The 21028-nt window shown below is 68.4% G+C and carries 23 protein-coding genes; 13 read left to right on the top strand and 10 right to left on the bottom strand.

The genetic code is table 11. From position 1 onward, the window contains the following. Nucleotides 1-843, bottom strand: a complete 843-nt coding sequence (locus ASD13_RS15720) for a helix-turn-helix transcriptional regulator (protein ID WP_055871307.1) — start codon at nt 841-843, stop codon at nt 1-3. A 123-nt stretch (nt 844-966) separates the two neighbouring features. Here ASD13_RS15720 and ASD13_RS15725 point away from each other — a divergent pair, with 123 nt between their 5' ends. Continuing rightward, nucleotides 967-1908 carry an SDR family oxidoreductase gene (locus ASD13_RS15725; RefSeq protein ID WP_055871310.1) on the top strand — a complete coding sequence of 314 codons (942 nt, stop codon included), beginning with the start codon at nt 967-969 and terminating at the stop codon, nt 1906-1908. A gap of 7 nt (nt 1909-1915) precedes the next feature. Here the strand turns inward: ASD13_RS15725 and ASD13_RS17585 are convergent, their stop codons facing one another. Together ASD13_RS17585 and ASD13_RS15735 are read right to left on the bottom strand one after the other, a co-directional pair. Beyond that, entirely contained in the window at nt 1916-2092 is a 177-nt protein-coding gene (locus ASD13_RS17585) for a hypothetical protein (RefSeq protein WP_055871313.1), read from the bottom strand. Nucleotides 2093-2101: 9 nt separating this feature from the next. Next, nucleotides 2102-2467: a DUF4406 domain-containing protein gene (locus ASD13_RS15735; RefSeq protein WP_200942494.1), complete on the bottom strand. Its 366-nt coding sequence runs from the start codon at nt 2465-2467 to the stop codon at nt 2102-2104. A gap of 54 nt (nt 2468-2521) precedes the next feature. Here ASD13_RS15735 and ASD13_RS15740 point away from each other — a divergent pair, with 54 nt between their 5' ends. Beyond that, nucleotides 2522-3271, top strand: coding sequence for a DeoR/GlpR family DNA-binding transcription regulator (locus ASD13_RS15740; protein WP_055871317.1), 750 nt, complete (start codon nt 2522-2524; stop codon nt 3269-3271). A gap of 71 nt (nt 3272-3342) precedes the next feature. On the opposite strand, the gene ASD13_RS15745 is transcribed toward ASD13_RS15740, so the two are convergent. After that, nucleotides 3343-4287: a TY-Chap domain-containing protein gene (locus ASD13_RS15745; RefSeq protein ID WP_055871321.1), complete on the bottom strand. Its 945-nt coding sequence runs from the start codon at nt 4285-4287 to the stop codon at nt 3343-3345. Nucleotides 4288-4560: 273 nt separating this feature from the next. Between ASD13_RS15745 and ASD13_RS15750 the strand changes: the two genes are divergently transcribed. From ASD13_RS15750 to ASD13_RS15770, 5 genes are all read left to right on the top strand, one after another. Next, nucleotides 4561-5094, top strand: coding sequence for a putative immunity protein (locus tag ASD13_RS15750; protein WP_055871324.1), 534 nt, complete (start codon nt 4561-4563; stop codon nt 5092-5094). A gap of 53 nt (nt 5095-5147) precedes the next feature. Further along, complete coding sequence (locus ASD13_RS15755) at nt 5148-5825, top strand: response regulator transcription factor (RefSeq protein ID WP_017829831.1); 678 nt, start codon at nt 5148-5150, stop codon at nt 5823-5825. Continuing rightward, nucleotides 5818-7134, top strand: coding sequence for a sensor histidine kinase (locus ASD13_RS15760; protein ID WP_055871326.1), 1317 nt, complete (start codon nt 5818-5820; stop codon nt 7132-7134). The genes ASD13_RS15755 and ASD13_RS15760 overlap by 8 nt, the downstream gene beginning before the upstream one ends. 79 nt (nt 7135-7213) lie before the next feature. After that, a complete protein-coding gene (locus tag ASD13_RS15765; protein WP_055871329.1) occupies nt 7214-8074 on the top strand; it encodes a hypothetical protein in 861 nt (286 codons plus the stop codon). Between the two features lie 124 nt (nt 8075-8198). After that, nucleotides 8199-8426: an RNA-binding S4 domain-containing protein gene (locus tag ASD13_RS15770; RefSeq protein WP_017829834.1), complete on the top strand. Its 228-nt coding sequence runs from the start codon at nt 8199-8201 to the stop codon at nt 8424-8426. A 37-nt stretch (nt 8427-8463) separates the two neighbouring features. Here ASD13_RS15770 and ASD13_RS15775 read toward each other — a convergent pair whose 3' ends face one another. Then, the gene (locus tag ASD13_RS15775; protein ID WP_055871334.1) at nt 8464-9087 is read right to left on the bottom strand and encodes a LysE family translocator; all 624 of its coding nucleotides are present in this window, start codon (nt 9085-9087) and stop codon (nt 8464-8466) included. Nucleotides 9088-9185: 98 nt separating this feature from the next. On the opposite strand from ASD13_RS15775, the gene ASD13_RS15780 reads away from it, so the two are divergent. After that, nucleotides 9186-9641 carry an Lrp/AsnC family transcriptional regulator gene (locus ASD13_RS15780; RefSeq protein WP_017829836.1) on the top strand — a complete coding sequence of 152 codons (456 nt, stop codon included), beginning with the start codon at nt 9186-9188 and terminating at the stop codon, nt 9639-9641. A 28-nt stretch (nt 9642-9669) separates the two neighbouring features. Here ASD13_RS15780 and ASD13_RS15785 read toward each other — a convergent pair whose 3' ends face one another. After that, a complete protein-coding gene (locus ASD13_RS15785) occupies nt 9670-10284 on the bottom strand; it encodes a class I SAM-dependent methyltransferase (protein WP_055871957.1) in 615 nt (204 codons plus the stop codon). 105 nt (nt 10285-10389) lie between these two features. On the opposite strand from ASD13_RS15785, the gene ASD13_RS15790 reads away from it, so the two are divergent. Continuing rightward, nucleotides 10390-10980, top strand: coding sequence for a DUF2165 domain-containing protein (locus ASD13_RS15790; protein ID WP_055871336.1), 591 nt, complete (start codon nt 10390-10392; stop codon nt 10978-10980). A 25-nt stretch (nt 10981-11005) separates the two neighbouring features. Here the strand turns inward: ASD13_RS15790 and ASD13_RS15795 are convergent, their stop codons facing one another. Then, nucleotides 11006-11698 (bottom strand): DUF4395 domain-containing protein, encoded by a 693-nt coding sequence (locus ASD13_RS15795; protein ID WP_082524304.1) that lies wholly within the window; start codon nt 11696-11698, stop codon nt 11006-11008. 55 nt (nt 11699-11753) lie between these two features. Here ASD13_RS15795 and ASD13_RS15800 point away from each other — a divergent pair, with 55 nt between their 5' ends. Together ASD13_RS15800 and ASD13_RS15805 are read left to right on the top strand one after the other, a co-directional pair. Then, nucleotides 11754-12125: a rhodanese-like domain-containing protein gene (locus ASD13_RS15800; RefSeq protein WP_082531540.1), complete on the top strand. Its 372-nt coding sequence runs from the start codon at nt 11754-11756 to the stop codon at nt 12123-12125. 337 nt (nt 12126-12462) lie between these two features. Beyond that, nucleotides 12463-12801, top strand: a complete 339-nt coding sequence (locus tag ASD13_RS15805; RefSeq protein ID WP_157535660.1) for a hypothetical protein — start codon at nt 12463-12465, stop codon at nt 12799-12801. Between the two features lie 111 nt (nt 12802-12912). On the opposite strand, the gene ASD13_RS17285 is transcribed toward ASD13_RS15805, so the two are convergent. The 3 genes from ASD13_RS17285 to dnaB all read right to left on the bottom strand — a co-directional run bounded on the left by ASD13_RS17285 (nt 12913) and on the right by dnaB (nt 17662). Further along, a complete protein-coding gene (locus ASD13_RS17285; protein WP_235562641.1) occupies nt 12913-13227 on the bottom strand; it encodes a Gfo/Idh/MocA family oxidoreductase in 315 nt (104 codons plus the stop codon). Nucleotides 13228-13410: 183 nt separating this feature from the next. After that, entirely contained in the window at nt 13411-15615 is a 2205-nt protein-coding gene (locus ASD13_RS15810) for a PQQ-like beta-propeller repeat protein (protein ID WP_235562643.1), read from the bottom strand. 673 nt (nt 15616-16288) lie between these two features. Further along, entirely contained in the window at nt 16289-17662 is a 1374-nt protein-coding gene (dnaB, locus tag ASD13_RS15815) for a replicative DNA helicase (RefSeq protein WP_082524306.1), read from the bottom strand. Nucleotides 17663-18221: 559 nt separating this feature from the next. Here dnaB and ASD13_RS15820 point away from each other — a divergent pair. Both ASD13_RS15820 and ASD13_RS17760 read left to right on the top strand, forming a co-directional pair. Then, entirely contained in the window at nt 18222-19217 is a 996-nt protein-coding gene (locus tag ASD13_RS15820) for a hypothetical protein (protein WP_055871348.1), read from the top strand. Between the two features lie 102 nt (nt 19218-19319). Further along, nucleotides 19320-20864 carry a chaplin family protein gene (locus ASD13_RS17760; protein WP_055871351.1) on the top strand — a complete coding sequence of 515 codons (1545 nt, stop codon included), beginning with the start codon at nt 19320-19322 and terminating at the stop codon, nt 20862-20864. Nucleotides 20865-21028 lie beyond the last annotated feature (164 nt).

Here is a 21028-nt window from a genome sequence, read left to right on the forward strand (position 1 = left end):
CTAGACGAGAGAGCGCGGCGCCAGGGCGGAGAGGAGTCGGAGCTTCTCGTAGCTCGCGGAGCCCGGGACCGCGGTGTACACGAGCAGGAAGTGCGATTGCTCGGGGTCCACGAGGCTCTGGCAGGACAGCTCCAGCGCGCCGAGCTCGGGATGCACGAAGTGCTTCGTCTCGCGGGGCCGGAGCCCGACCTCGTGACGCTCCCAGATCTCGCGGAACTCGGCGTTGTGCTCCTGCAGCGAGTCGGCCATACGCGCAGCGCGCGATGTCGGACCCCGCCGAGCGATGACCTCGCGCAGACTCGACACCCACAGCCGCGACAGGAACTCATGCTCAGCGGGGTCGTACAGGTCGCGGGTCGAATGGTCGCTGAACCAGCGGTATCCGAGGCTGCGTTCCAGCCCGGTGAGCTGGGATGTCTCGCCGGTGAGCGCCCTGCCGAGAGGGGTCTGCCGCAGTGTCTCTCCGAGTTCGGTCACGATCTCGGCCGGAGTGTCCTGCAGCCGATCGAGGATCCGCAGCATGCCGGGACTGATGTGGTCGCTCACTCCTCCTCGGGTGGGCGGAGGGTGCCCGGCGAGGCGGAACAGATGGTCGCGCTCATCGATCGACAGGTGAAGCCCTTGCGCGATGGCAGCGAGCATCTGCTCCGACGGCAGCGGGCCATCACCCCGTTCGAGACGGGCGTAGTAGTCGGCCGACATGTGGCTGAGGGCGGCGACCTCCTCACGCCGAAGGCCTTCGGTCCGACGCCTCGCTCCGCGCGTCAGCCCCACGTCCTCCGGTTGCAGGCTGTCTCGCCGTAGTCGCAGGAACCCTGCGAGTGCCGCCCTGTCGATGGCCATATCCGCGTCCTCCTGCCGACGTCCCGATCCTCGCACTCGCCCGATGCGCTTATCCACTGCATGGGGAGTCCTGGTTGCGCGCCGGCGCAGCCTCCACGCTGGCAGAAGAAACGAAGGAGCATCATGACCCCGCGCATTCCCCCCATCCAGGTCCCCTCTCTCGTCGGCCGCCGCGCTGTCGTGACCGGAGGGAGCGACGGCATCGGCCTGCACATCGCCACGCGTCTCGCCCGCGCCGGAGCCGAGATCGTGCTTCCCGTGCGCAATCCGCGGAAGGGGGATGCCGCCGCCGCGACGATCAGGGATGCTGCGCCGGATGCGCAGGTGCGGACGTCGCCGCTCGACCTCTCATCGCTCGACTCCGTGGCGGAGTTCGGCGAGGCGATGCGGAGGGACGGCAGCCCCGTGCATCTGCTCATCAACAACGCCGGGGTGATGACCCCGCCTGACCGTCAGACGACCATCGACGGGTTCGAGGTGCAGTACGGGACGAACCACCTCGGGCACTTCGCCCTGGTCGCGCACCTGCTCCCCCTGCTCAGCGCCGGGCAGGCGCGCGTGACCTCCCAGGTGAGCGTGGCCGCGGCCCGTGGAACGATCAACTGGCAGGACCCGAACTGGGGGCAGTCCTACGACGGGATGCGGGCCTACCGGCAGTCGAAGATCGCGTTCGGACTCTTCGGGCTCGAACTCGATCGGCGCAGCCGAGCGCTCGGATGGGGCATCACGTCGAACCTCTCCCACCCCGGAGTCGCCCCCACGAGCCTGCTCGCCGCTCGTCCGGAACTCGGTCGCGCCGACGACACCGTCGAGGTGAGGGTGATCCGGTGGGCTTCCCAGCGCGGGCTGATAGTCGGCACGGCGGAGAGCGCCGCTCTGCCCGCCCTGTTCGCGGCGGTGTCGCCATCCGCCGTCCCCGGGCGGCTGTACGGACCGCGCGGTCCGGGTCACATGGGCGGCGCTCCAGCCGAGCAGGCTCTGTACCGTCCGCTGCGGAGCACGGCGGATGCCGCGCGCAGCTGGGACCTCTCGGAGCAGCTGAGCGGCGTGACCTACCCGCGGTGACGGCTGGTCAGTCGTCGCTGCGGCTGAAGATCCCGCGGAGCACCAGGAAGACCACGACCGCGACGACGGCGACGATCATGAGCTTGAAGATGAAGGCCAGCACCGAGAACAGCGCGCTCACGATCCACCACGCGATCACGACGGCGAGGATGACGCCGAGGATGGTCCAGATGTTCTTGGTCATGCCTCCAGCCTACGGAGTCGCGGCTGAGGGAATCTCGTCGAGCGACCGGTAGACGGGAAGTCCGAGCTCCTGCGCGATCTCGACGTCCTTGTCCGCACCCGAGGACTCCCCCGGCAGACGCAGCACGGCATCGCAGTGCTGCAGCAGGCGGCGGGCCGTCTCGTACATCACGTCGCCCTCTCCGGCATCCACCGGTTCGAGCGTGCGCAGCACCGGGAGCGCCACCCATTCTCCGATCATCGGCACGTGGCCGAGGCGGAAGATCGGGCCCGCGGCCTCCTCCAGGCGGGCGAGGTTCCTCGCGATGAGGGCGGGGTCGCCGTCGGTGCCCGAGCGGTAGGGGCCGGCGATCAGGATCAGCAGTGGCGTCGTCATGGGGATGACTGTAGTCTGAATCATGCACAATCGTGCAACTTCGTGAGGAAACGCATGCTCGCCGCCCAGCGCAAAGACCACCTGCTCGACCTTCTCGCCCGTGATGGACGGGTGGTGGCCAAGACCGTCGCCGACGAGGTCGGGGTCTCGGAGGACGCGATCCGACGCGACCTCCGGGAACTCGCCGAAGAGGGAAAGCTCCAGCGCGTGTACGGCGGCGCCCTGCCGATCCCTGCCCCGGAGGCCCCGGTGAGCGAACGCACCGAGCTGGCGACCGCGAGCAAGGAGCGCGTCGCACGCGCGGCGGTGGCCACCATCCGGCCCGACTCGACGATCATCCTCGATGCCGGCACGACCACTCTCGCCATGGCCCGGATACTGCCCTCCGGCACGGGGCTCACGGTGATCACGGCGAGCCCGACTGTCGCACTCGCGGCGGCGGAGCACTCGGACGCACGGGTGATCATGGTCGGTGGGGAGCTCTCTCGACACTCACTGGTGACCGGCGGCGGAATGGCGATGGAGGCCATCCAGCACCTCGCGGCCGACACGTTCTTCCTCGGAGCCACCGGCATCGATCCCGCACGCGGCCTGACCACCGGCGAGCTCGAGGATGCCGTCACCAAGCGGGCACTGGCCTCGCGCTGCACCGAGACCGTCGTGCTCGCGAGCGAGGAGAAGATCGGCGCTGTCGCGCGCTATCCCATCCTCGCGCTCGACGCCGTCACCGCGATCATCACCGACCCGGCCGACGACAACCCGCTCACCGCGGAGGTCGAGTCGAGGATCGCCGGACGGGAGTGATGGGCGTGGGCGGCGAGCGCACGAGCATGATCCCCTGAGTTTCACGCCCCTTCGGTTCCGGCCGACGCCGATCAGAGCTGGGCGCGACCGAGTCCGGGGAAGTCGAGCGAGGTCTGCTCCTGATCGCGCCAGGCACGGTGCACGAGGACGTCGGGACTCGACACCCGATAGGCGTCGCGCAGCGCAGCGACGCACCGATCGGCGAACTCCCGATAGTCGGCCGCGTACGCAGGCAGCGCGAGTTCCGAGGTCCAGTTCGGCTGCGCGACCCCCGGCTCTTCCCAGCCGGCGGCCTTCAGCACCGTCACGTCGGCATCCGTGACCACATCGAGTCCCGGCGCCTCGGCGTACAGCTTGTCGGGATCTCCGGCGAACTGGACGTAGCGCAGCGGGTCACCGTCGACCGACACGATGAGGAACACCTGGTCGGTCACACCGCGGAGCGCCGTGACGAGACGGAGCCCGAAGGCTCCCCACGCCGACGGCTGCGCGTCGGATGCCCGCGGGACGGAACGCTGCGCGACGGCGTCTCGGCTCGTCGCAGCCCACGGCATCGGCTCAGGCGTGCGGATCGTCTCGAAGTCGAGGTCGGGATCATCCATGGGTACGAACTTCAGCCACGGCTGCAGCTCCGGCCGCTCGAACCCGAGCATCTCGAATCCCTGCTCGGCTGCTCGCGGATCGAGGGTGTCGAGCCGCGCCAGCCCTCGACGGTCCGGCCCGTCTCCGCCAGGCTCTACGGTGACCGTGATGCCGCGATACGTGCCGCTGTACTCGACGCGGAAGCACTCCAGCTGTTCATCCGGAGCGATGTTGCGGACCCACCCGTTCCCGATCCGCCGGAAACCCTCGACCGGGGTCGAGCTCCAGAGCGCCCAATGGCCTCCGGGTGTGGCGAGCGGGTACTCCGTGTTCCCGACGCGGACGTAGCGTCCTGACTTCTGCACGTTCAGCCCCCCGGCTTCCGGGTCGGCGCGGCGACCCCGCGCGTCGGCGTCGCCGACAGAGAGCTGCATGTCATACGAGCCACCCTAGGCGAGCCGTCCGACGCCGCGGATGACGAGCGCCCGGGCGAGGTCGCGCAGCTGCTGCGCCGAGTACCCCACCCGTCACCCGAGCACGACCGTGGTCATCACATGCTCTGGAGGGTTTGCCATGATGTTCCCCATCCTTTCGGCATCCGAGTGCACCTACGCACGTGACGTTCATCATTGAGGGATGGAGATGCAGGAGATCATCGAGACGGTCCGTGGCTTCCCGCAGGGTGCCGAACGGCGGGCGGGGCGAGCATGACCACTGCGCAGGGCATGACCGAGGCCGAGCGACGGATCGTCGCGGCGTGGGCGGCCGACTGCGCGGAACGGGTGCTGCCCCTGTTCGACGCGGAGGCACCCGACGACGACCGCGCGCGCGACGCCATCGCGCGAGCTCGAGCCTTCGCACGGGGTGAGCTCACGGCCGCGGGAGAGATCCGTCGCCGCTTCGTCGCGGGCCGGGCCGCCCACAGCGCCGCTTCACCCGCGGGGGTCGCCGCAGCCTGCGCGGCCGCCCAGGCCGCAGGGGTCGCGCACATGGGTGCCCACGCGCTCGGAGCCGCCGCCTACGCCGCGAAGGCCGTGGAGCTCACGCACCCGGAGGACCCGGATGCCCGCGCCGCCGAGGTGCGGTGGCAGCTCGCCGCCCTGTCGCCCGAGGTCGCATCCGCACTCCGGCGACTGCCTCCCCTCGGCTCCGACACCGCGGGCCCCCTCGGCCCGGGCTTGCTCGCCTCCGGCACGCTCGGGGAGGTGATCCGCGAGATCCAGGCCGCTCTCAACGCCTGAGGCTCACGACCCGCTTCAGCCCCGATTCAGCGTCGAGCGGCCACACTGGAGGCATGCGGATCCTGGTGGTGGACGACGAGGTGCGTCTGGCCGAGGGCGTGCGCCGCGGCCTGGAGGCCGAGGGCTTCGCCGTCGACGTGGCACACAACGGCGTCGACGGACTCTGGCGCGCGCGTGAGACACGGTACGACGCGATCGTGCTCGACCTGATGATGCCGGGCATGAGCGGCTGGAAGGTGTGCGAGGCGCTCAGGGCCGAAGAGAACTGGACCCCCGTGCTGATGCTCACGGCGAAGGACGGCGAGTGGGACCAGGTCGAAGCGCTCGAGACCGGGGCCGACGACTACGTCACCAAGCCCTTCTCGTTCGCGATCCTCGTCGCGCGCCTGCGTGCTCTCGTGCGGCGCGGAGCCGTCGCGCGTCCGGCGATCCTGGAAGCGGGCGATCTGCGGCTCGATCCCGCAGCGCACCGGGTCTGGCGGGGCGAGACTCCCGTGAGCCTGACCGCTCGGGAGTTCTCGGTGCTCGAATACCTGATGCGTCATCGCGGCCAGGTGCTGTCGAAGCGCACCCTCATCGACGGCGTCTGGGACGACGACTTCGACGGCGATCCCAACATCGTCGAGGTCTACGTCGGGCACCTGCGCCGCAAGCTCGACAAGCCGTTCGGACGCGAGGCGATCGAGACCATCCGCGGAGCGGGCTACCGGCTGGCGGCCGACGGTGGCTAGTCGCAGTTGGCGCTCTGTGCGCGGCAGGACCACGCTCGGCGCCACCGTCGTCGTCGCCGTCGCACTCCTCATCGGCGCCTTCTCGTTCTACGGCGTGCTCAGCGCCAGCATCCACGGCAGCACCGAGCGCGCGGCGGACCAGCGCCTCGAAGAGCTCACCGAACGCGCGGGCGGCCCGGGCGGCAAGAGCATCGATGCGCTCGAAGACGAGATCCTGCAGATCATCGGTGCGGACGGTTCGGTGCGCGCCGCCAGCGAAGACGCCAGGGAGAAGCTCGGGTCGACACCCCTCCCCGTCGACGACGATCCGCAGACGACCACTGTCGACGGAGAGACCGTCCTCGTCGTCTCGGAGGACATCGAGCGCGACCAGACGCTCGTGCTCGCCGTCTCGATGGAGGACGATGCCGAGACCCTCGCGACGGTCGCGACGCTGCTGGCCATCGCCCTCCCCCTGCTTCTGCTGCTCGTCGCCGTGACCACATGGTCGGTGGTCGGCCGGGCCCTCCGCCCGGTCGAGCTCATCCGCGAAGAGGTCGACGGCATCACCGCAGAGCGCCTGCACCAGCGGGTACCGGTGCCGGAAACCGCCGATGAGATCGCCGCGCTCGCGACGACCATGAACGGCATGCTCGATCGGCTCGACGCGGCGGCCACCGCGCAGCGGCGCTTCGTCTCGGACGCTTCCCACGAGCTGCGCTCGCCCCTCGCGACGATCCGTCAGCATGCCGAACTGGCCCAGGCCCATCCCGATGTGACGAGCATCGGCGAACTCGCCGAGGTGGTGTCGGAGGAGGGACTGCGCCTGCAGGGCATCGTCGAATCACTGCTGCTGCTCGCCCGCCTGGATGAGGGAGCGAGCACCCATGACGAGGCGGTCGACCTCGACGACATCGCCCTCGGCGAGGTGCGCCGGCTCCGGGCCGCGGGAATCGACGTCGACGGTTCCGGGATCCACGCCGCCCGGGTGCACGGCGACCCGCGACTGCTCGGGCAGCTGGTGCGAAACCTCGCCGACAACGCCGTGCGCCACAGCCGCGGGCGCGTCGCGATCGGGGTGACGCCATCGGACGGATACGTGTTCGTCACGATCGAGGACGACGGCACCGGAGTGCCGGCCGAGGAGCGGGAGCGGATCTTCGAACGCTTCGTCCGCCTCGACGAGGCCCGCAGCCGCGACGCCGGAGGCAGCGGATTGGGCCTCGCGATCGCCCGCGGCATCGCCGCCAGCGGCCACGGGACCCTCACGGTCGACGACTCCCGCTGGGGTGGTGCGCGCTTCGTGCTCACCCTGCCCCTCGGCGCCTGACCAGACGGACCCGAGGTTCCTGAAGAGGTCTTCAGGACGCTTCAGGGAGGCTTCAGCGCCCGCGGGAGACCATCGAGACATGGACGACAAGACACCCACCCCCGACCAGACGCCCGCTCCTGACCAGACGCCGCAGAGCACTCCGGATGCCGAGACCGTGCCGGTGACCCCGCCCCCGACGCCCGGCGCGGAAGCCCCGATCGCGGGCTCCGGACAGCACCCGGTCTTCCCCGCCGCAGAACCCGTGCCCGCTCCCACGACATCCGCATCGAAGCCCGGCCGCACGCGCGCGCTCCTCATCGGCGGAGGCATCGCTGCGGCCGTCGTCCTGGCGGGTGGCGGCGTCGCGGTCGGCGCGGCGATCGGCGACGAGTTCGGCGACGACGATCGCTCCTCGATGTCCGACGACGGCCCCCGCCACGACGCCGATGACCACGGTCCGCGCGGCGAGGACCGCGGTGACGACGACCGCGGCGACGACGACCGCGGCAACGCCCCCTCGAACGGCCGCGGCCCGGTGACCGGAATCGGCACGGCATCCGCCGACGAGCTCATCGCGATCGCCGACGCCGCGCGGGGAGCAGCCGACGGTGAGGTCACCTCGATCGACGCGAAGCGCGACGGCACCTGGGAGGTGCAGCTGACCACAGCCGCCGGGGCGGAGACCGAGGTCCGGGTCGACGAGGCCCTGGTCGCATCCGTCACCTCCACCGACGCGGCCGACGGCGACGACACCGGCCCCACGCTCACCCTCGACGACGAGACGATCCGCGCCCTGGTCTCCGCCGCACTCGCCGAGGCCGAGGGGATGATCACCGACCTCGATGTCGACGGCGACGACGTGAGCCCCTACGACGCCTCAGTGCTCACCTCGGACAACCGCTCGATCGACATCGATTTCAGCGCCGACTTCGCCGTCGTCGGAACCGACATCGACTGAGCAGATCAGGGCCGCGTCCTGTCGGGCGGACCCGAGACGCCCGGCTCGACGGTGCCACCGCTCCCACCCGGGGGCGGCGGCATCGTCGCATCCACCGGGCCTCGAAGCCGATTAGCATTCAAGGATGACGAACTCCGATCCGATCGACGACATCTCCATCGGCGGTGAGGTGATCCGCCTCGGGCAGTTCCTCAAGTTCGCCGGACTCCTCGACTCGGGCGGCGACGCCAAAGAGGTCATCATCGACGGGTACGTGACGGTGAACGGCGAGATCGACCGCCGCCGAGGACGCCAGTTGCGCGACGGCGACCTGGTGTCGTTCGAGGGACGAACCGTCCGCGTCCGCCCGTGACTGTCTGACTCCTCGTCAGCCGCCGCTCACACCGGCGTCACATCCACTCGAGCACCTGCTCGATCAGGATGCCCACGCCGATGACGGTCATGGCGATGCCGGCGATCCGCGTGACCACCGAACTCGCGCGGGGCCGGGTGCGCAGCAGTCGACGGGCGAGCAGACCGACCGTCGTGTAGACGATCGCGATGTTGAGCAGGTGCAGTCCGCCCAGCGCGAGCATCTGCGTCGTCGACGGCCAGCCATTCGGACTCGTGAACTGCGGCAGAAGGGCGAGGAGCAGCAGGAGCCCCTTCGGGTTGATGCCGCTGACACCGGATCCGCGCAGGAACTGCCCCCACCCTCCGGTCGCGATCGGCTCGCCGCTCTCCGCGATCGGAGACGGACGGCTGGCCAAGGTCGTGGCTCCGAGGAAGATCAGGTAGAGCGCACCGACCACCGTCAGGGTCGTGAGGGTGACGGGATACGCGGTGACCAGCGCGCCGAGACCGAGAGCGACGGCGACGATCACGACGGTGTATCCGGCGATCATCCCGAGGATCGACGGTGCAAGGGAGCGGGCACGCAGGCCTGCCGAGATCGCATACGCCCAGTCGGCGCCGGGGGTCAGCGCGAGCATGACGGCGACCACCCAGAACTGCAGCACCAGAGCGATATCCATCGGTTCTCCTCAATCCGAGGAAGAGACTACGAAGGATCACGCGAAAGGTGCTCCGATTCTTCGAGCCATCCGCGCCTTCACCTGCAAGAATTGTCGGCATGGACGCACTCGACCGGGAGATCCTCTCTCTGCTGCAGGATGACGGCCGGATGAGCGCCACCCACCTCGCCTCGCAGGTCGGCCTGAGCCTGTCCGCCTGCCATCGCCGGCTCAAAGAACTGGAGCAGTCCGGCGCGATCGAGCGGTATCGGGCGGTGGTGGCCCCGGCAGCGGTCGGCCTCACCTTCGAGGCCATCGTCTTCGTGACGATCGGGCGCACCGACAAGGACACGATCGTGGCGTTCGAAGAGGCCGTCGTGGCGATCCCCGCGGTCGTCGAGGCGCAGCGTCTGTTCGGCGACCCCGACTACATGCTGCGCATCCTCACCCGCGACATGGGCGCCTACCAGGAGCTCTACGACAACACCCTCGGCGCCCTGCCCGGCGTGCAGCGTCTCACCTCGACCATGGTGATGAAGCGGCTCGGGGCCGATCGGGCCGTGCCGATCCCCTGACGCAGCAAGGACAGCGCCGGCGCCCTGATCAGACCGCGACAGCGCTGATCGATGCGTGCGGACGGCGTCCGTCCTGCACCCGGGCGTCGCTGTCGACCACGCGGAAGCCGGCGCGCTCCAGCAGCACGGACAGCCCCTCGACTGACCAGTAGTGCGCCGTCGTGACGGCATGCGGGAAGGGCTCTCCGTCGACCCCGGCGAAGAACCCGACCAACAGGGCTCCCTCGTCGCGGAGAACGCGTCGAGCATGGGCGAGGAGGACCGCGAGCTCATCCGGCCCTGCGTGGATCAGCGAGTACCAGGCGAGCACGCCGCCGAGGGAGCCCGACGCGACGCCGACGTCCGTCAGCGATGCCACCCGATACGGAACGTGCGGGAACCGCGCGCAGGCACCGGCGACGAACTCCGGCACCAGGTCGATGCCTTCGGCGTCGATCCCTCGTTCGGCGAGGAACGCGGTCCAGTGCCCCGGGCCGCACCCGGCATCGAGGATGCGCCCGTCGACCGCATCCGCCCAGCCCCCGATGCGCTCCCGGTCGACCTCGTCCATCTGCCCGATGTCGCCGAACAGCTGCGCGTACTCGGCGGCACGTGCGGCGTATCCGTCTCGGATGCGCCGGTCACTCCCTGAGTCGTCCACCACGGCTCTCCCCTCAGCGTCCATTCGCGATCACCGTCGTCCACGGTATCCGGCTCCCGCAGCAGCACCCCCTCGACGCCCGGACACGACGACCGATACTGTCTGGTCATGACTACGACCGACGCGCCGGTGCGCTCACCTCGTTGGCACCTTCTCGGTTCGCTGCCCTTCGCGGCGGCCGCGCTCGTCCTCGTGAACGGGCTCTACATCTTCCTGGTGGCGCTCGGGAACATCACCGACTACGGCACCAACTTCGATTTCGTGCAGCACGTCTTGGCGATGGACACCACGAACTTCGGCCAGGAGGCCGGCAAGGGGCTCGATCCCGACGTGATGTGGCGGGCGATCGACAACCCCGTGCTGTGGAACATCGCCTACATCGGCGTGATCATCTGGGAGTCGCTGAGCGCGATCGTCCTGATCGTCGCGGTCGTGTTCTTCGTGCGCGGATTCCTCGACCACGGCTTCCACGCCGCCCGCGTGTGGTCGTCGATCGGACTGGTGATGATCATCCTCCTCTTCGTGGGCGGGTTCATCTCGATCGGCGGCGAGTGGTTCCAGATGTGGCGCTCCACCTCGTGGAACGGACTCGATCCCGCCTTCCGCAACTCGGTGATCGCCGGCATCGGCCTGGTGCTGCTGCACCTCCCCTCGCCCCGCTGGGACGACACCGCACCGCGTCGCGACGCCTCTCGCTGATCGAGGTCGCTGCATCGACCCGGGTTCAGTCGCGGAGAATCGAGTGCTGCTCGCCCTTCGCCGGCGGTGTGTATGCGCAGGTGTCACCCGCACACAACTGCGGCTTGCGCCGCGCGAAGCGCTGCGCGACAACGCACCCCAGGCAGATCCCGAAGGCTGTCTCCAGGTACAGCAGGAGAAGACACACCCCGCAGATCACCTGAGCGACGATCGTCGGCAGGCCCAACCATCCCAAGCTGAAGCACCCCGCGAGGGACATTCCGAACCCCATGCCCCAGGCAAGGATCTTCGACCGCGCCTCCACCCACTCCGGACGCTGCGGGCGAGTGATCAGCGCACCCAGGATGAGCGTAGGAGTGAAAGCTGTTCCGACGAACAACCGCAGCATCATCTCGATGGCGAACACGATTCCGAAGATCCGCATCGGCTGCAGGTCACCGGTGATCACACTCCAGAGCCACGCCGAGAAACCAGCCAGGAACAGGATCCCCGCTGACGCTCGAACCGCGCGTTCGTTCACGACCGGAGTGTCGATGCCCTCGACCCACTGACCGACGACGGGCTGTTCCTTCACGGGCTGAGATGAGCGCATGGACGAAATAATACCCCGGGGGGTATAATCGGAATCACTTCGGTCCAAGGAAAGGTGCAGGAGATGTGCGCTCGCGTGACGTGTGGCCAGTGCGGTAAAGCAACGTGGGAAGGTTGCGGTCAGCATGTGGAGGAGGCGCTCTACGGGGTCCCCGACGATCAGCGGTGCGAGGGGCACCCTCATGGCGCGGCGTAGCCTGCGAGCCGTCGCACTCGGGGCGGCTCTCGCCCTCTCCGTCGCGATGAGCGGCTGCGCTGCCACGGCGTCTCCCTCTGTAGCGATCGGCGAAGACACGGTCGTTGTCGATGTGCGCACCCCCGCGGAGTACGCCGAGGGCCATCTCGACGGCGCCATCAACATCGACCTTCAATCCCCGGAATTCGACACGACCATCTCGGAGCTCGATCCCGAGGATGAGTACGTCGTCTACTGCCAGTCCGGCAACCGATCCGCGCAGGCGGTCGCCGCGATGGAAGCCGCGGGACTCGACGTGCAGGACGCGGGCGGGATCTCTGAGGCCGCAGAGGCCACCGGTCTCCCCGTCATCCGATGACGTCCGCCCCCGCTACCCACGGCTCGGAATGAAAGGACCACAATGACCACTCTCACTGTCACCGGCGACAACCTCCGAGACACCATCAGCCGCACCGACATCACACCGCGTCGCGCTCAGTAGTCTTCAGGAGTGGAACACACATCGCGATGGAACCTGACCGTCGGCCAGGCGCCGACTCCGCTGCTCGACGAGCACACCATCGAGCACCACCGGCTGCGCGACGGTGCCGGGTTTCCGCCCTCGTACCTCTCGTTCGTCCGCACGTTCGGCTGGGGACGCCTGCACGGGCTCTGGCTCGTTTACCCCCCCTGTTCCCTCGGGGTTCGGCGACGGCGTGGTGGGCCGAGGCGGGCATCTGACCGACCGACTACGCCCGGACTTCCGCGAAGGTCGGACCGAGGGCTACAACTGGAAGATCGAGCCCGACGGCTCCTGGGAGCTTGCAGACCGCCCGGTGGTGTTCGCCATGAGTGAGAACGGCGACTATCTCGCCTGGGACACCGGCAGCCGGAGCCACGACGGCGAACTGCCGATCTTCCACACCACGCGCTTCGACTCGCTGGCACGCATCGGCGACGATCTGTACGACGCGGTCGAGTGGCTCCGGGCCGACGTGAACCGACAGGATTCCGACCCCGTCGACTTCGTGGCACTGGTTCCGGCCGCGCTGTGAGGCGCTGGACCGCGATCGTGTAGGTTCTCGATCGAGATGGCGCTCGCTACCGAGAATCAGGGCAAATGGCGTGACCCCGGCGATCAGGTTTCCACTCAAGATAGCGAGATCCTATTCGCACGCCGCCCGAGATCGTCGCGGTGCATCGCTGGAGCGAGCCCCAGGCGTGCTGACGAAGCAGCCGGCGCCTCGCAAGATCTGATGCTCGCTGTGCGGTGCCGCAACATACACGATGTCTACGGAAGGATCCGAAACAAGCGCCTCGTAGGAGAGGCGGACCGTCGGGATGCCGTGCTTCGCAGCGAACGCGGCAGCACGTTCCGGGCTCCGTGAAGCAACAACTGTCGTTCTCTGATCGGTGTTCGCGTGCAGAGTCGAAACGAAGTCGTCGGCGATGGTGCCGGGAGCGACGACGCCCCATCTCACGACCGGCCCGCCGCGGAGCGGGGCGCTCGCAACGCGTGGAAAGGCTATCTCGGGACTCTTCCCCCGATGATAGGACGCACGCGAGGCACTGCCCCGCCCCCACCCCCGTATGGCACCCCTTTGTCCAGCCGCAGCGGACGCAGGCCGCGGGTCGCAACATGAGTTGCGACCCGCGGCGTCCTACTACGAACCGGCGATCGCGTAGCGTGCGGTCGGAGCGAGACTGTTGTTCTCTGGATTGGCGTCTCCCGTCCCCGCGGGCTGAGTGACCACGCCCTCGACGAAGTTGTGTGGGTAGAGCCCCGGGTCCTTGTTGAGGATTCCGATTTCCAGCACCAAGGAGAAAACGGACCCTGCGGGTATAGGCGCGTTGATAGCGAATGTTCGCGTGAAGACACCGTTTACCAGCGCCCCGGGGGTTACTGCCGTCACCGAGCCAAGGGTGACTCCCGAGGAGTTGGATTTCACCTCGCTGACCTTGGTGCTGTTGACCACCTGGACCCCCGTCCCGGTTGGATACCGCAAGGTGATCGTCGAGCCCGCCGGAATCGCCTGATTGCCCCGATTTTCAATCGTTGCATAGTGGTGGTAGCTCTGGTTGTCCATGTAGACGGGTTGCCCTTGGTAGGGGTAAATGGACGCCTGGTTGAGTATGGTGCTATTGGCGTTCGTGAGCGACTTGAGGGCAAGATCCGTGGTCCCCGCGACGGCGATCCCGCTGGTCGCGGTGTTGCCGTTGCTGTCTCGCGCGACGACAGTGTACTGCAGCTCTCCGGCGGGCGCAGTCGTGTCGACGAGGTCGACGTTCGGTCGGATCCACCAGGTGGCGTCGGCCTTGGCCGTCGCCACGGGGGTCGTCGTCCCCGATCGATAGAGCTCGTAAGTCAGGGTCAGGTCGTCTCGGTCCCAGTTGGTGGGCAAGGAGACTGTGACCCGGCTCGGGTCGTCCGCGTTGCGGGTCGCCATGCCCACCCAGTTTTCACCCGAAAGCCGGGGGCCATCCTTCGCGCCGCCCGGAGGCGTGGTCGAGAAGCGGACGAGTCCTTCGAACTGGCCGTTGTTGACGGAGCGGAACTCGCCCCCGATCGAGATCATGTTGCCCGTGCCCGTGATCGAGAGACCAGCCTGACCCATGCCGGTGGTCAGACCGACGGCCCAGTCCGGAGTCCAGTTGTAGGCGGACGGTGCGGGCGAGCCGCCCCAGTCCTTGCGGCCTCCCGTCCGGTGTCCCAGGACGCCCCGGGCATCCGCTGTATACGCCTCGGAGTAGCGGTGCACGCGCGGAGTCTGCTCTGGATGGAGGCCCATCGTCCTGCAGTCATGTGTGTGGCTGGTCGTGTAGACGACCTTGCCGGTGGAGTAGACGCCGTAGTGGTCGCCGATGCAGTCTGCGATCCAACGGACCTTGCCGGTGCCGGCCTCAGCGGCGAAGGTGCCTTCGAGCTGGCCCGTGGCAGCATCGGCATAGCCCCAGCCGGTGCCGTACACGCCAGTAGCATCGGTCGTGAGGCCGAAGGTCCCGGCCTTTCCGGCGTAGGTGCCGCTGCCGGCGCCATTCTTCACCGTCTTGGCCAGCTCCCAGGCCGTGTTCAGCACTCCTGTGGTCTTATCCACAGCCCCGCTCCCGCGCATCTCGGTGTTGCCGTTGATCTGCGAGAACCGTCCACCGATGATGACGTCTCTCCCCGCGGGGTCCATCACCATTGCATCCACCTGCAGATCGGTCCTGGGGGCCCAGGGCATGAGCTTGCCGTTCGACGCGTCAAACGCGGTGAGGTTCTTTCGCGCCGTGCCGTTGGCCTGAGTGAAGAGCCCGCCGGCGTAGACGGACGTCCCGGAAGCCGTCAGTGCATACACGCCAGATCCGCCGATGGCGGGGATGAATCCGGGGACCAGCTCGCCAGTTTTCGCGTCGATCGCCGCAATGTTCCAGCGGTCCTTGCCGTTGACCTTGTTGAATGAGCCGCCGATGTAGATCCTGCTGCCATCCGGTGACGCGGTGACTGCCTTGATGACGCCGTTCACCGTGGGCGCGAACGGCAGCAGGGCCCCGGTGTTGATGTCGTAGGCGAGCACGTTCGACCGTGCTGTGAGCGCGGTGCCAGGCTTTGCCTTGGGCTCGCGGGCGTTGTCGAATTTGCCGACAGCGTAGACGGTGGAGCCGATGGTGGTCTGCGCCCACACATAGCCGTTGTCGATCTGCACCGTCGGAATCGGATCCGAGGTGACGACGTTGTCGTCACGTTGCAGCAGCGGCGGCAAGGAAGGAGAGACCTCCGCAGCCGCCCCTCCGGCACCGAATGAGACCATTCCGGTCAGGATCAATGCCCCGGCGACCACGCCGACGGCCGTCTTGCGGGCGCGCCGAAGGACGAGCTTTTTCCCCATGTTCTACTTCCCCAGTGATCTGATGCCAACTTTGGGCCGGCATGACATCGCAGTGCGATCCGTACCGAGACAGCTTCCCCAGAAGCCCAACGCACGGTCGGCACGCACTTGCGAACCCCCGTCACAGGCAAAATGACCCGCAACTTTAGCAGAGTAGCAGGCGGAACCAGCGGAATGATGCGGTTCTGTCCCGGCAGGAGCACAAGACCTGAAGCCTCGACCCGGTGACGCAGGAACCGAGAGGGTCTGCGTCACGGATAGGTGACACCTGATCTCTGGGGCCGAGAGGTGCCGGTGAGCCGTGAACTGCGGTCGGTCAACGGCTGGCCGACCCGATACCGGCGAGCCCGTGCGCATCCTCGAACACCTCATCGTCGGATCCGAAGGTACGCTCGCCTTCGTCGCGGAGACGCGGTTCCGAACCCCGGGATCCCTCGCGATCACCGAAGTCGGCTTCTCCGTCGACTGGGCAGGCTTGACCACTCGACGACGACCGGAGGAAAGAGCTCCGCGTCAGTTCCGCGACTGCTTGGGACCTCTCCCCCTACCAGCCTGCCTGGACAGGCCAGTGCAATCTCGTTCTGTCCCCAGGTCCAGGATGCAGTTGGCCGAAGGCCCGCCATGTCGCCACCAGCTAAGCGTGGAATCCGCCATACTCAGCTGGACCCTACACTCAGTTGAAGTCGCCGCCGGGGGCCATGTCCATGAAGCGCGAGTAGTGCCCCTGGAACGCGACAGTGATCGTCGCGGTAGGTCCGTTACGGTGCTTGGCGACGATGAGGTCGGCCTCGCCCGGACGCACGTCCTTGTCGTAGACCGAGTCGCGGTGCAGCAGGATGACCATGTCGGCGTCCTGCTCGATCGAGCCGGACTCTCGCAGGTCGCTGATCGCGGGCTTCTTGTCGGTGCGCTGCTCGGGACCACGGTTCAGTTGCGAGAGGGCGATGACCGGAACCTGCAGCTCCTTGGCGATGAGCTTGAGGCTTCGCGAGAACTCCGAGACCTCCTGCTGACGCGACTCGACGCGCTTGCCCGATGTCATGAGCTGCAGGTAGTCGATGATGACCATGCGCAGGCCCTCGCGCTGCTTGAGTCGACGGCACTTGGCACGGATCTCGACGAGCGTCATGTTCGGGCTGTCGTCGATGTAGAGCGGGGCGTCGTTGATGCGGCCTCGGGTCGCGGCGACGGTGGTCCAGTCGCGCGGGTCGAGGTTTCCCTTTCGCATGTTCTGCAGAGGGATCGCACCCTCGGCGCTGAGCAGACGCATCGCGATCTCGCTCTTGCCCATCTCGAGCGAGAAGAAGACGGAGGGGAGGTTGTGGCCGATGGATGCCGAGCGGGCGAAGTCGAGCGCGAGCGTGGACTTACCCATGGCGGGTCGAGCGGCGACGACGATCATCTGACCGCCGTGCAGGCCGTTCGTGAGCTCGTCGAGCTCCTTGAAGCCGGTCGGAACGCCGGTCATTGATCCGTCGCGACCGCTGGCGGCCTCGATCTCCTCGAGGGCGGCATCGACGGCGATCTGCAGGGGGACGTAGTCTTCGGCGGTCTCGGATCCGGTGATCGAGTAGATCTCGGCCTGGGCGTTGTTGACGATGTCGGTCGCGTCGCCCTCACCGGCATAGCCGAGCTGCACGATGCGGGTGCCGGCGTCGACGAGCCGGCGCAGGATCGCGCGCTCCGAGACGATGCCGGCGTAGTAGCCGGCGTTCGCGGCCGTGGGCACGATCGAGGTCAGGGTGTGCAGGTAGTCGGCACCGCCGGCACGGCCGAGCTCGCCCGTCTTGATGAGCTCATCGGTGACGGCGACCACGTCGGTGGGCTCGCCGTGCGAGTACAGCGAGAGGATGGCCTCGAAGATCAGCTCGTGCTTGGGGATGTAGAAGTCGGCGCCCTTGAGCGTCTCGATCACATCGGCGACCGCATCCTTCGACAGGAGCATTCCGCCCAGCGCGCTCTGCTCGGCGAGGAGGTCGTGGGGAGGCGTGCGCTCGGGCGCGCGCTTCGCGCCCATGCGCTCCTCTGAGATGTCAGCGATCGACACAGTCTTCCCTTCGATGCGACGTTTCCGATGCGATGTTCCGAGGAGACGCCTCGACGGCGGGGCCTGTATGGATCTCGGCCCTCACGCCACCCTGAACAGCAAAACAGGTGCCTCCGACATTCGGTCGCTCGCCCACGCTACGAGCGACTCTTTCCACATGCAACACGGCCTGTGGATAACCATGTGGAAAGCGTGCGGACAAAGTCGGAGTGTCTGTGCACAACGGGTGTGGATAACCCCGTGGAGGAGTGGGAAAGCAAACTTTTTTATCTGCCCTGATCTGGCGTTTACCCTTTCCCCAGCCTGTGGATGAAAATCAGTTTAAATCGGGCGTTGAAGGTTGCCCTCTTCGGGGATGGGATGTGTAGAACCTGGGGAAAGTCAAGCCGAGATTTCTCCGGGCGCGTCACACCCCGACATCCCCGGAAACGCGCGGAGAACCCCCTAGACAGATCGTGCGGCCGCGAGTATCGTCGCCTCCAATCGACGCAGCTCCGTCGAGATTCGTGGCTTTCTGAGGGGGAGGCACACGAGATCACCTTCTGAGGGGGAGGTTGACGTGGACGTTCGGGCCACCCGACGCGGCACACCTGCCGTCGTCTTCTGGGGTGGCATCGGCGTGCTCGCCTGGGCGACGCTCACCGTCCTCCTCTCGGGCGGATCCGCGCATGCGGACGACCAGGAAGACGGGCCGCTCGACGGGCTCACCTCGCTGGTCAGCAACACGGTGTCGGCCGTCACGGCCCCCGTGGCACCCATCGTCACAGAGGTCGTCGCTCCCGTGGTCACACAGGTGGTCGCCCCCGTGCAGCAGGCCGTCCCGGCCGTCGTCACCACCGTGACCGCGCCGGTCGTGAACGCTCCGGTCGTCGGGCCGGCGGTCGCTCCCGTGGTCCATGCCGTGACGGAGACCACGACGGCGGTCGTCGCGCCGGTCACCGACGTACTGACCGGCGCACCGGTCTCCCAGATCACCGATCCGATTCTCGACACGGTCTCCGGCATCCCGGTGGTCGGCGGGCTCGCCTCCGACCTCGGCCTGATCTCCGCGGTGGGCGACGTGGTCGGCGTGGTCGATGACACCACCGCACTTCTCGGGAACGTCACGAATGAGACCATTCCTCCCGTGCTCGAGGCCCTCGACCCGACCTCGCCCGAACCCGGCGAGGGGCCGGAGAGCATCACCGAGCCTGCGGTGACGACGACCCCGACCGTGATCATCGCGGAGGACATCGCGACGATACCCCCGGTCACGTCGACAGCTCTGCCCCCGGCCGGATCCCCGCCTCCGAGCGTGCTCTCCGCCGCGGACGGCGCCACCGGCGCCGGCGACGACACCACTCGTGTGCCCGCCGACCCGCCGCCGTCGAGCCCGCCGGGCAGCACGGTTCCCGCGTCGTCCTCCGCCGGTTCCGGCGGAGGAAGCGGCGCCTCTCCCGCGCGCCTCAGCGACGCGAACTCTTCTCCGCTCCGTGCTGGTGAGCGGACATCCGGGGCCTCCGACGACGAGCTTCCTTCGTCGCCGGTCGCCGACACCGACGTCTCTCCTGACTGACGGTTCGTCACGTCGTTCCCCCGGGAACGACAGAAGCAGTGCTGCGCGCGCACTCTGATCGCGCGCACCCTTCAGACGAACGATCCAGTCAGGAGAAAGACCATGCGTACATTCATCAAGCGGGCCCTCTGGGGCGCGCTCATCGCCGGAGGCGTCACGCTTCTCGGCGCGACGGCCGCGAACGCGGCCGAGACGACCGGGGACGACGGACTTCTCTCCGGCACACAGGTGGAGACGGCGATCACCGCACCGATCTCGGTCGTGAACAACGCGATCTCAGTGCTGGGCGACGCCGTGTCCACGGCTCCCGCCGCAGCACCGGCTCCGGCACCCGCTCCGGCTCCGGCACCCGCCGCAGCACCGGCTCCCGCACCCGCTCCGGCCCCGGCGCCTGTCGCCGTCGAGACCAACGGCGCTTCCGGTACGGCATCCGGCACCCAGGCGGCTGTCACCGTGAACCTCCCGGTCACCGTGGCGAACAACGCGGTGAGCGTACTCGACACGTCGACGACCGTCGCCCCGGCCGCGACTCCCCAGAGCCCGGCTCCCCAGGCCGGGACCCCGGCCGAGGCGCCTCTGGTGACCACGAACGGCCTGGACGGAGTGCTCTCGGGCACCCAGGCGCTGCTCGCGGTCAACGCACCCATCACCGTCACGGGAAACGCCGTGTCGCTGCTCGGCGACAGCGAGAGCACCGCGCCGACCGGGCAGGGCGCCGCAGCACCGGCATCCTCCGCCCCGGTGGACGCCACGACGTCCGGCGACGACGGCATCGGCAGTGGCACGCAGGTCACGGCGCCCATCACGGCACCGATCACGGTGTCGGGCAACGCGATCTCGCTTCTGGACGACGCGCGGTCGACGAGTACCGGCGCTGCCGGTCCGAGCGGCTCCACCGCTCCCGCCACCTCGGCGGCGACCTCGGGTGACGACGCGATCCTCGGCGGCACGCAGGTCACGGCGCCCATCACGGCACCTGTCACGGTGTCGGGCAACGCGATCTCGCTGATCGACGACGCCACCGTCACCCGCACCGGAGGCACCACCCCCGCAGCGGTCACCCCGGCCACCGGAGGCAACACCACCACCGGCACCGACAGCGTCCTCGGCGGCACCCAGATCACCGCGCCCGTCACCGCTCCCATCGGCGTGACCGGCAACGCGATCTCGCTGCTCGACGACGCCACCGTCACCCGCACCGGTACCGGTGCCTCCACCGCTCCGGCCGCACCCGCGACCGGAGGCAGCACCACCACGGGAGCTGACAGCATCCTCGGCGGCACCCAGCTGGCGCTGCCGATCAGCCTTCCGATCACGCTGGGCGGCAACGCCATCTCCGTGGTCGGCGAGGCGACGGTGACCGACCCCGGCACCGGGACGAACCCGGGGACCGACCCCGGCACCGACCCCGGCACGAACCCGGGAACGAACCCGGGCACGAACCCGGGCACGAACCCGGGGACCGACCCCGGCACGACCCCTGTCCGCACGACCGCAGCCGCCTTCGCCTCTGGCGCGGCGACGACCGGTCAGGCTTCAGGACTCGCGATGACCGGCGGCACGTCGTCGGTCGGACTGGTCGCACTCGCCGCCGTCCTGCTCCTCCTCGGAGGTGCGGGACTCCTGCGACGTCGCCTGACGGCGTAGCGATGACGCCGGTGGTGCGGCCGTCCTCGGGGGAGGAGACCCGCACCGCCGGTGCGCCGCTGCGTCCACCCCACACATCGACGAGGTCGTAGCCCCCCGCTCACCCCGTCGTGCGACGCCGGCGCAGATCGGGCGGATGCCCCGTGGAAACCCCACCCACGGGG

Origin of the sequence: Microbacterium sp. Root1433D1 (assembly GCF_001426835.1) — a bacterium.
GTDB lineage: Bacteria > Actinomycetota > Actinomycetes > Actinomycetales > Microbacteriaceae > Microbacterium > Microbacterium maritypicum.

Coding starts and splice junctions, on each gene's coding strand:
- ASD13_RS15745 (WP_055871321.1), bottom strand. CDS start 4,287: ATGCAGCTCTCTGTCGGCGACGCCGACGCGCGGGGTCGCCGCGCCGAC.
- ASD13_RS15780 (WP_017829836.1), top strand. CDS start 9,186: ATGGACGCACTCGACCGGGAGATCCTCTCTCTGCTGCAGGATGACGGC.
- ASD13_RS15775 (WP_055871334.1), bottom strand. CDS start 9,087: ATGGATATCGCTCTGGTGCTGCAGTTCTGGGTGGTCGCCGTCATGCTC.
- ASD13_RS15765 (WP_055871329.1), top strand. CDS start 7,214: ATGGACGACAAGACACCCACCCCCGACCAGACGCCCGCTCCTGACCAG.
- ASD13_RS15795 (WP_082524304.1), bottom strand. CDS start 11,698: ATGCTGACCGCAACCTTCCCACGTTGCTTTACCGCACTGGCCACACGT.
- ASD13_RS15790 (WP_055871336.1), top strand. CDS start 10,390: ATGACTACGACCGACGCGCCGGTGCGCTCACCTCGTTGGCACCTTCTC.
- ASD13_RS15770 (WP_017829834.1), top strand. CDS start 8,199: ATGACGAACTCCGATCCGATCGACGACATCTCCATCGGCGGTGAGGTG.
- ASD13_RS15755 (WP_017829831.1), top strand. CDS start 5,148: ATGCGGATCCTGGTGGTGGACGACGAGGTGCGTCTGGCCGAGGGCGTG.
- ASD13_RS15720 (WP_055871307.1), bottom strand. CDS start 843: ATGGCCATCGACAGGGCGGCACTCGCAGGGTTCCTGCGACTACGGCGA.
- ASD13_RS17760 (WP_055871351.1), top strand. CDS start 19,320: ATGCGTACATTCATCAAGCGGGCCCTCTGGGGCGCGCTCATCGCCGGA.
- ASD13_RS15735 (WP_200942494.1), bottom strand. CDS start 2,467: ATGACGACGCCACTGCTGATCCTGATCGCCGGCCCCTACCGCTCGGGC.
- ASD13_RS15750 (WP_055871324.1), top strand. CDS start 4,561: ATGACCACTGCGCAGGGCATGACCGAGGCCGAGCGACGGATCGTCGCG.
- ASD13_RS15725 (WP_055871310.1), top strand. CDS start 967: ATGACCCCGCGCATTCCCCCCATCCAGGTCCCCTCTCTCGTCGGCCGC.
- ASD13_RS15740 (WP_055871317.1), top strand. CDS start 2,522: ATGCTCGCCGCCCAGCGCAAAGACCACCTGCTCGACCTTCTCGCCCGT.
- ASD13_RS15800 (WP_082531540.1), top strand. CDS start 11,754: ATGGCGCGGCGTAGCCTGCGAGCCGTCGCACTCGGGGCGGCTCTCGCC.
- ASD13_RS15810 (WP_235562643.1), bottom strand. CDS start 15,615: ATGGGGAAAAAGCTCGTCCTTCGGCGCGCCCGCAAGACGGCCGTCGGC.
- ASD13_RS17585 (WP_055871313.1), bottom strand. CDS start 2,092: ATGACCAAGAACATCTGGACCATCCTCGGCGTCATCCTCGCCGTCGTG.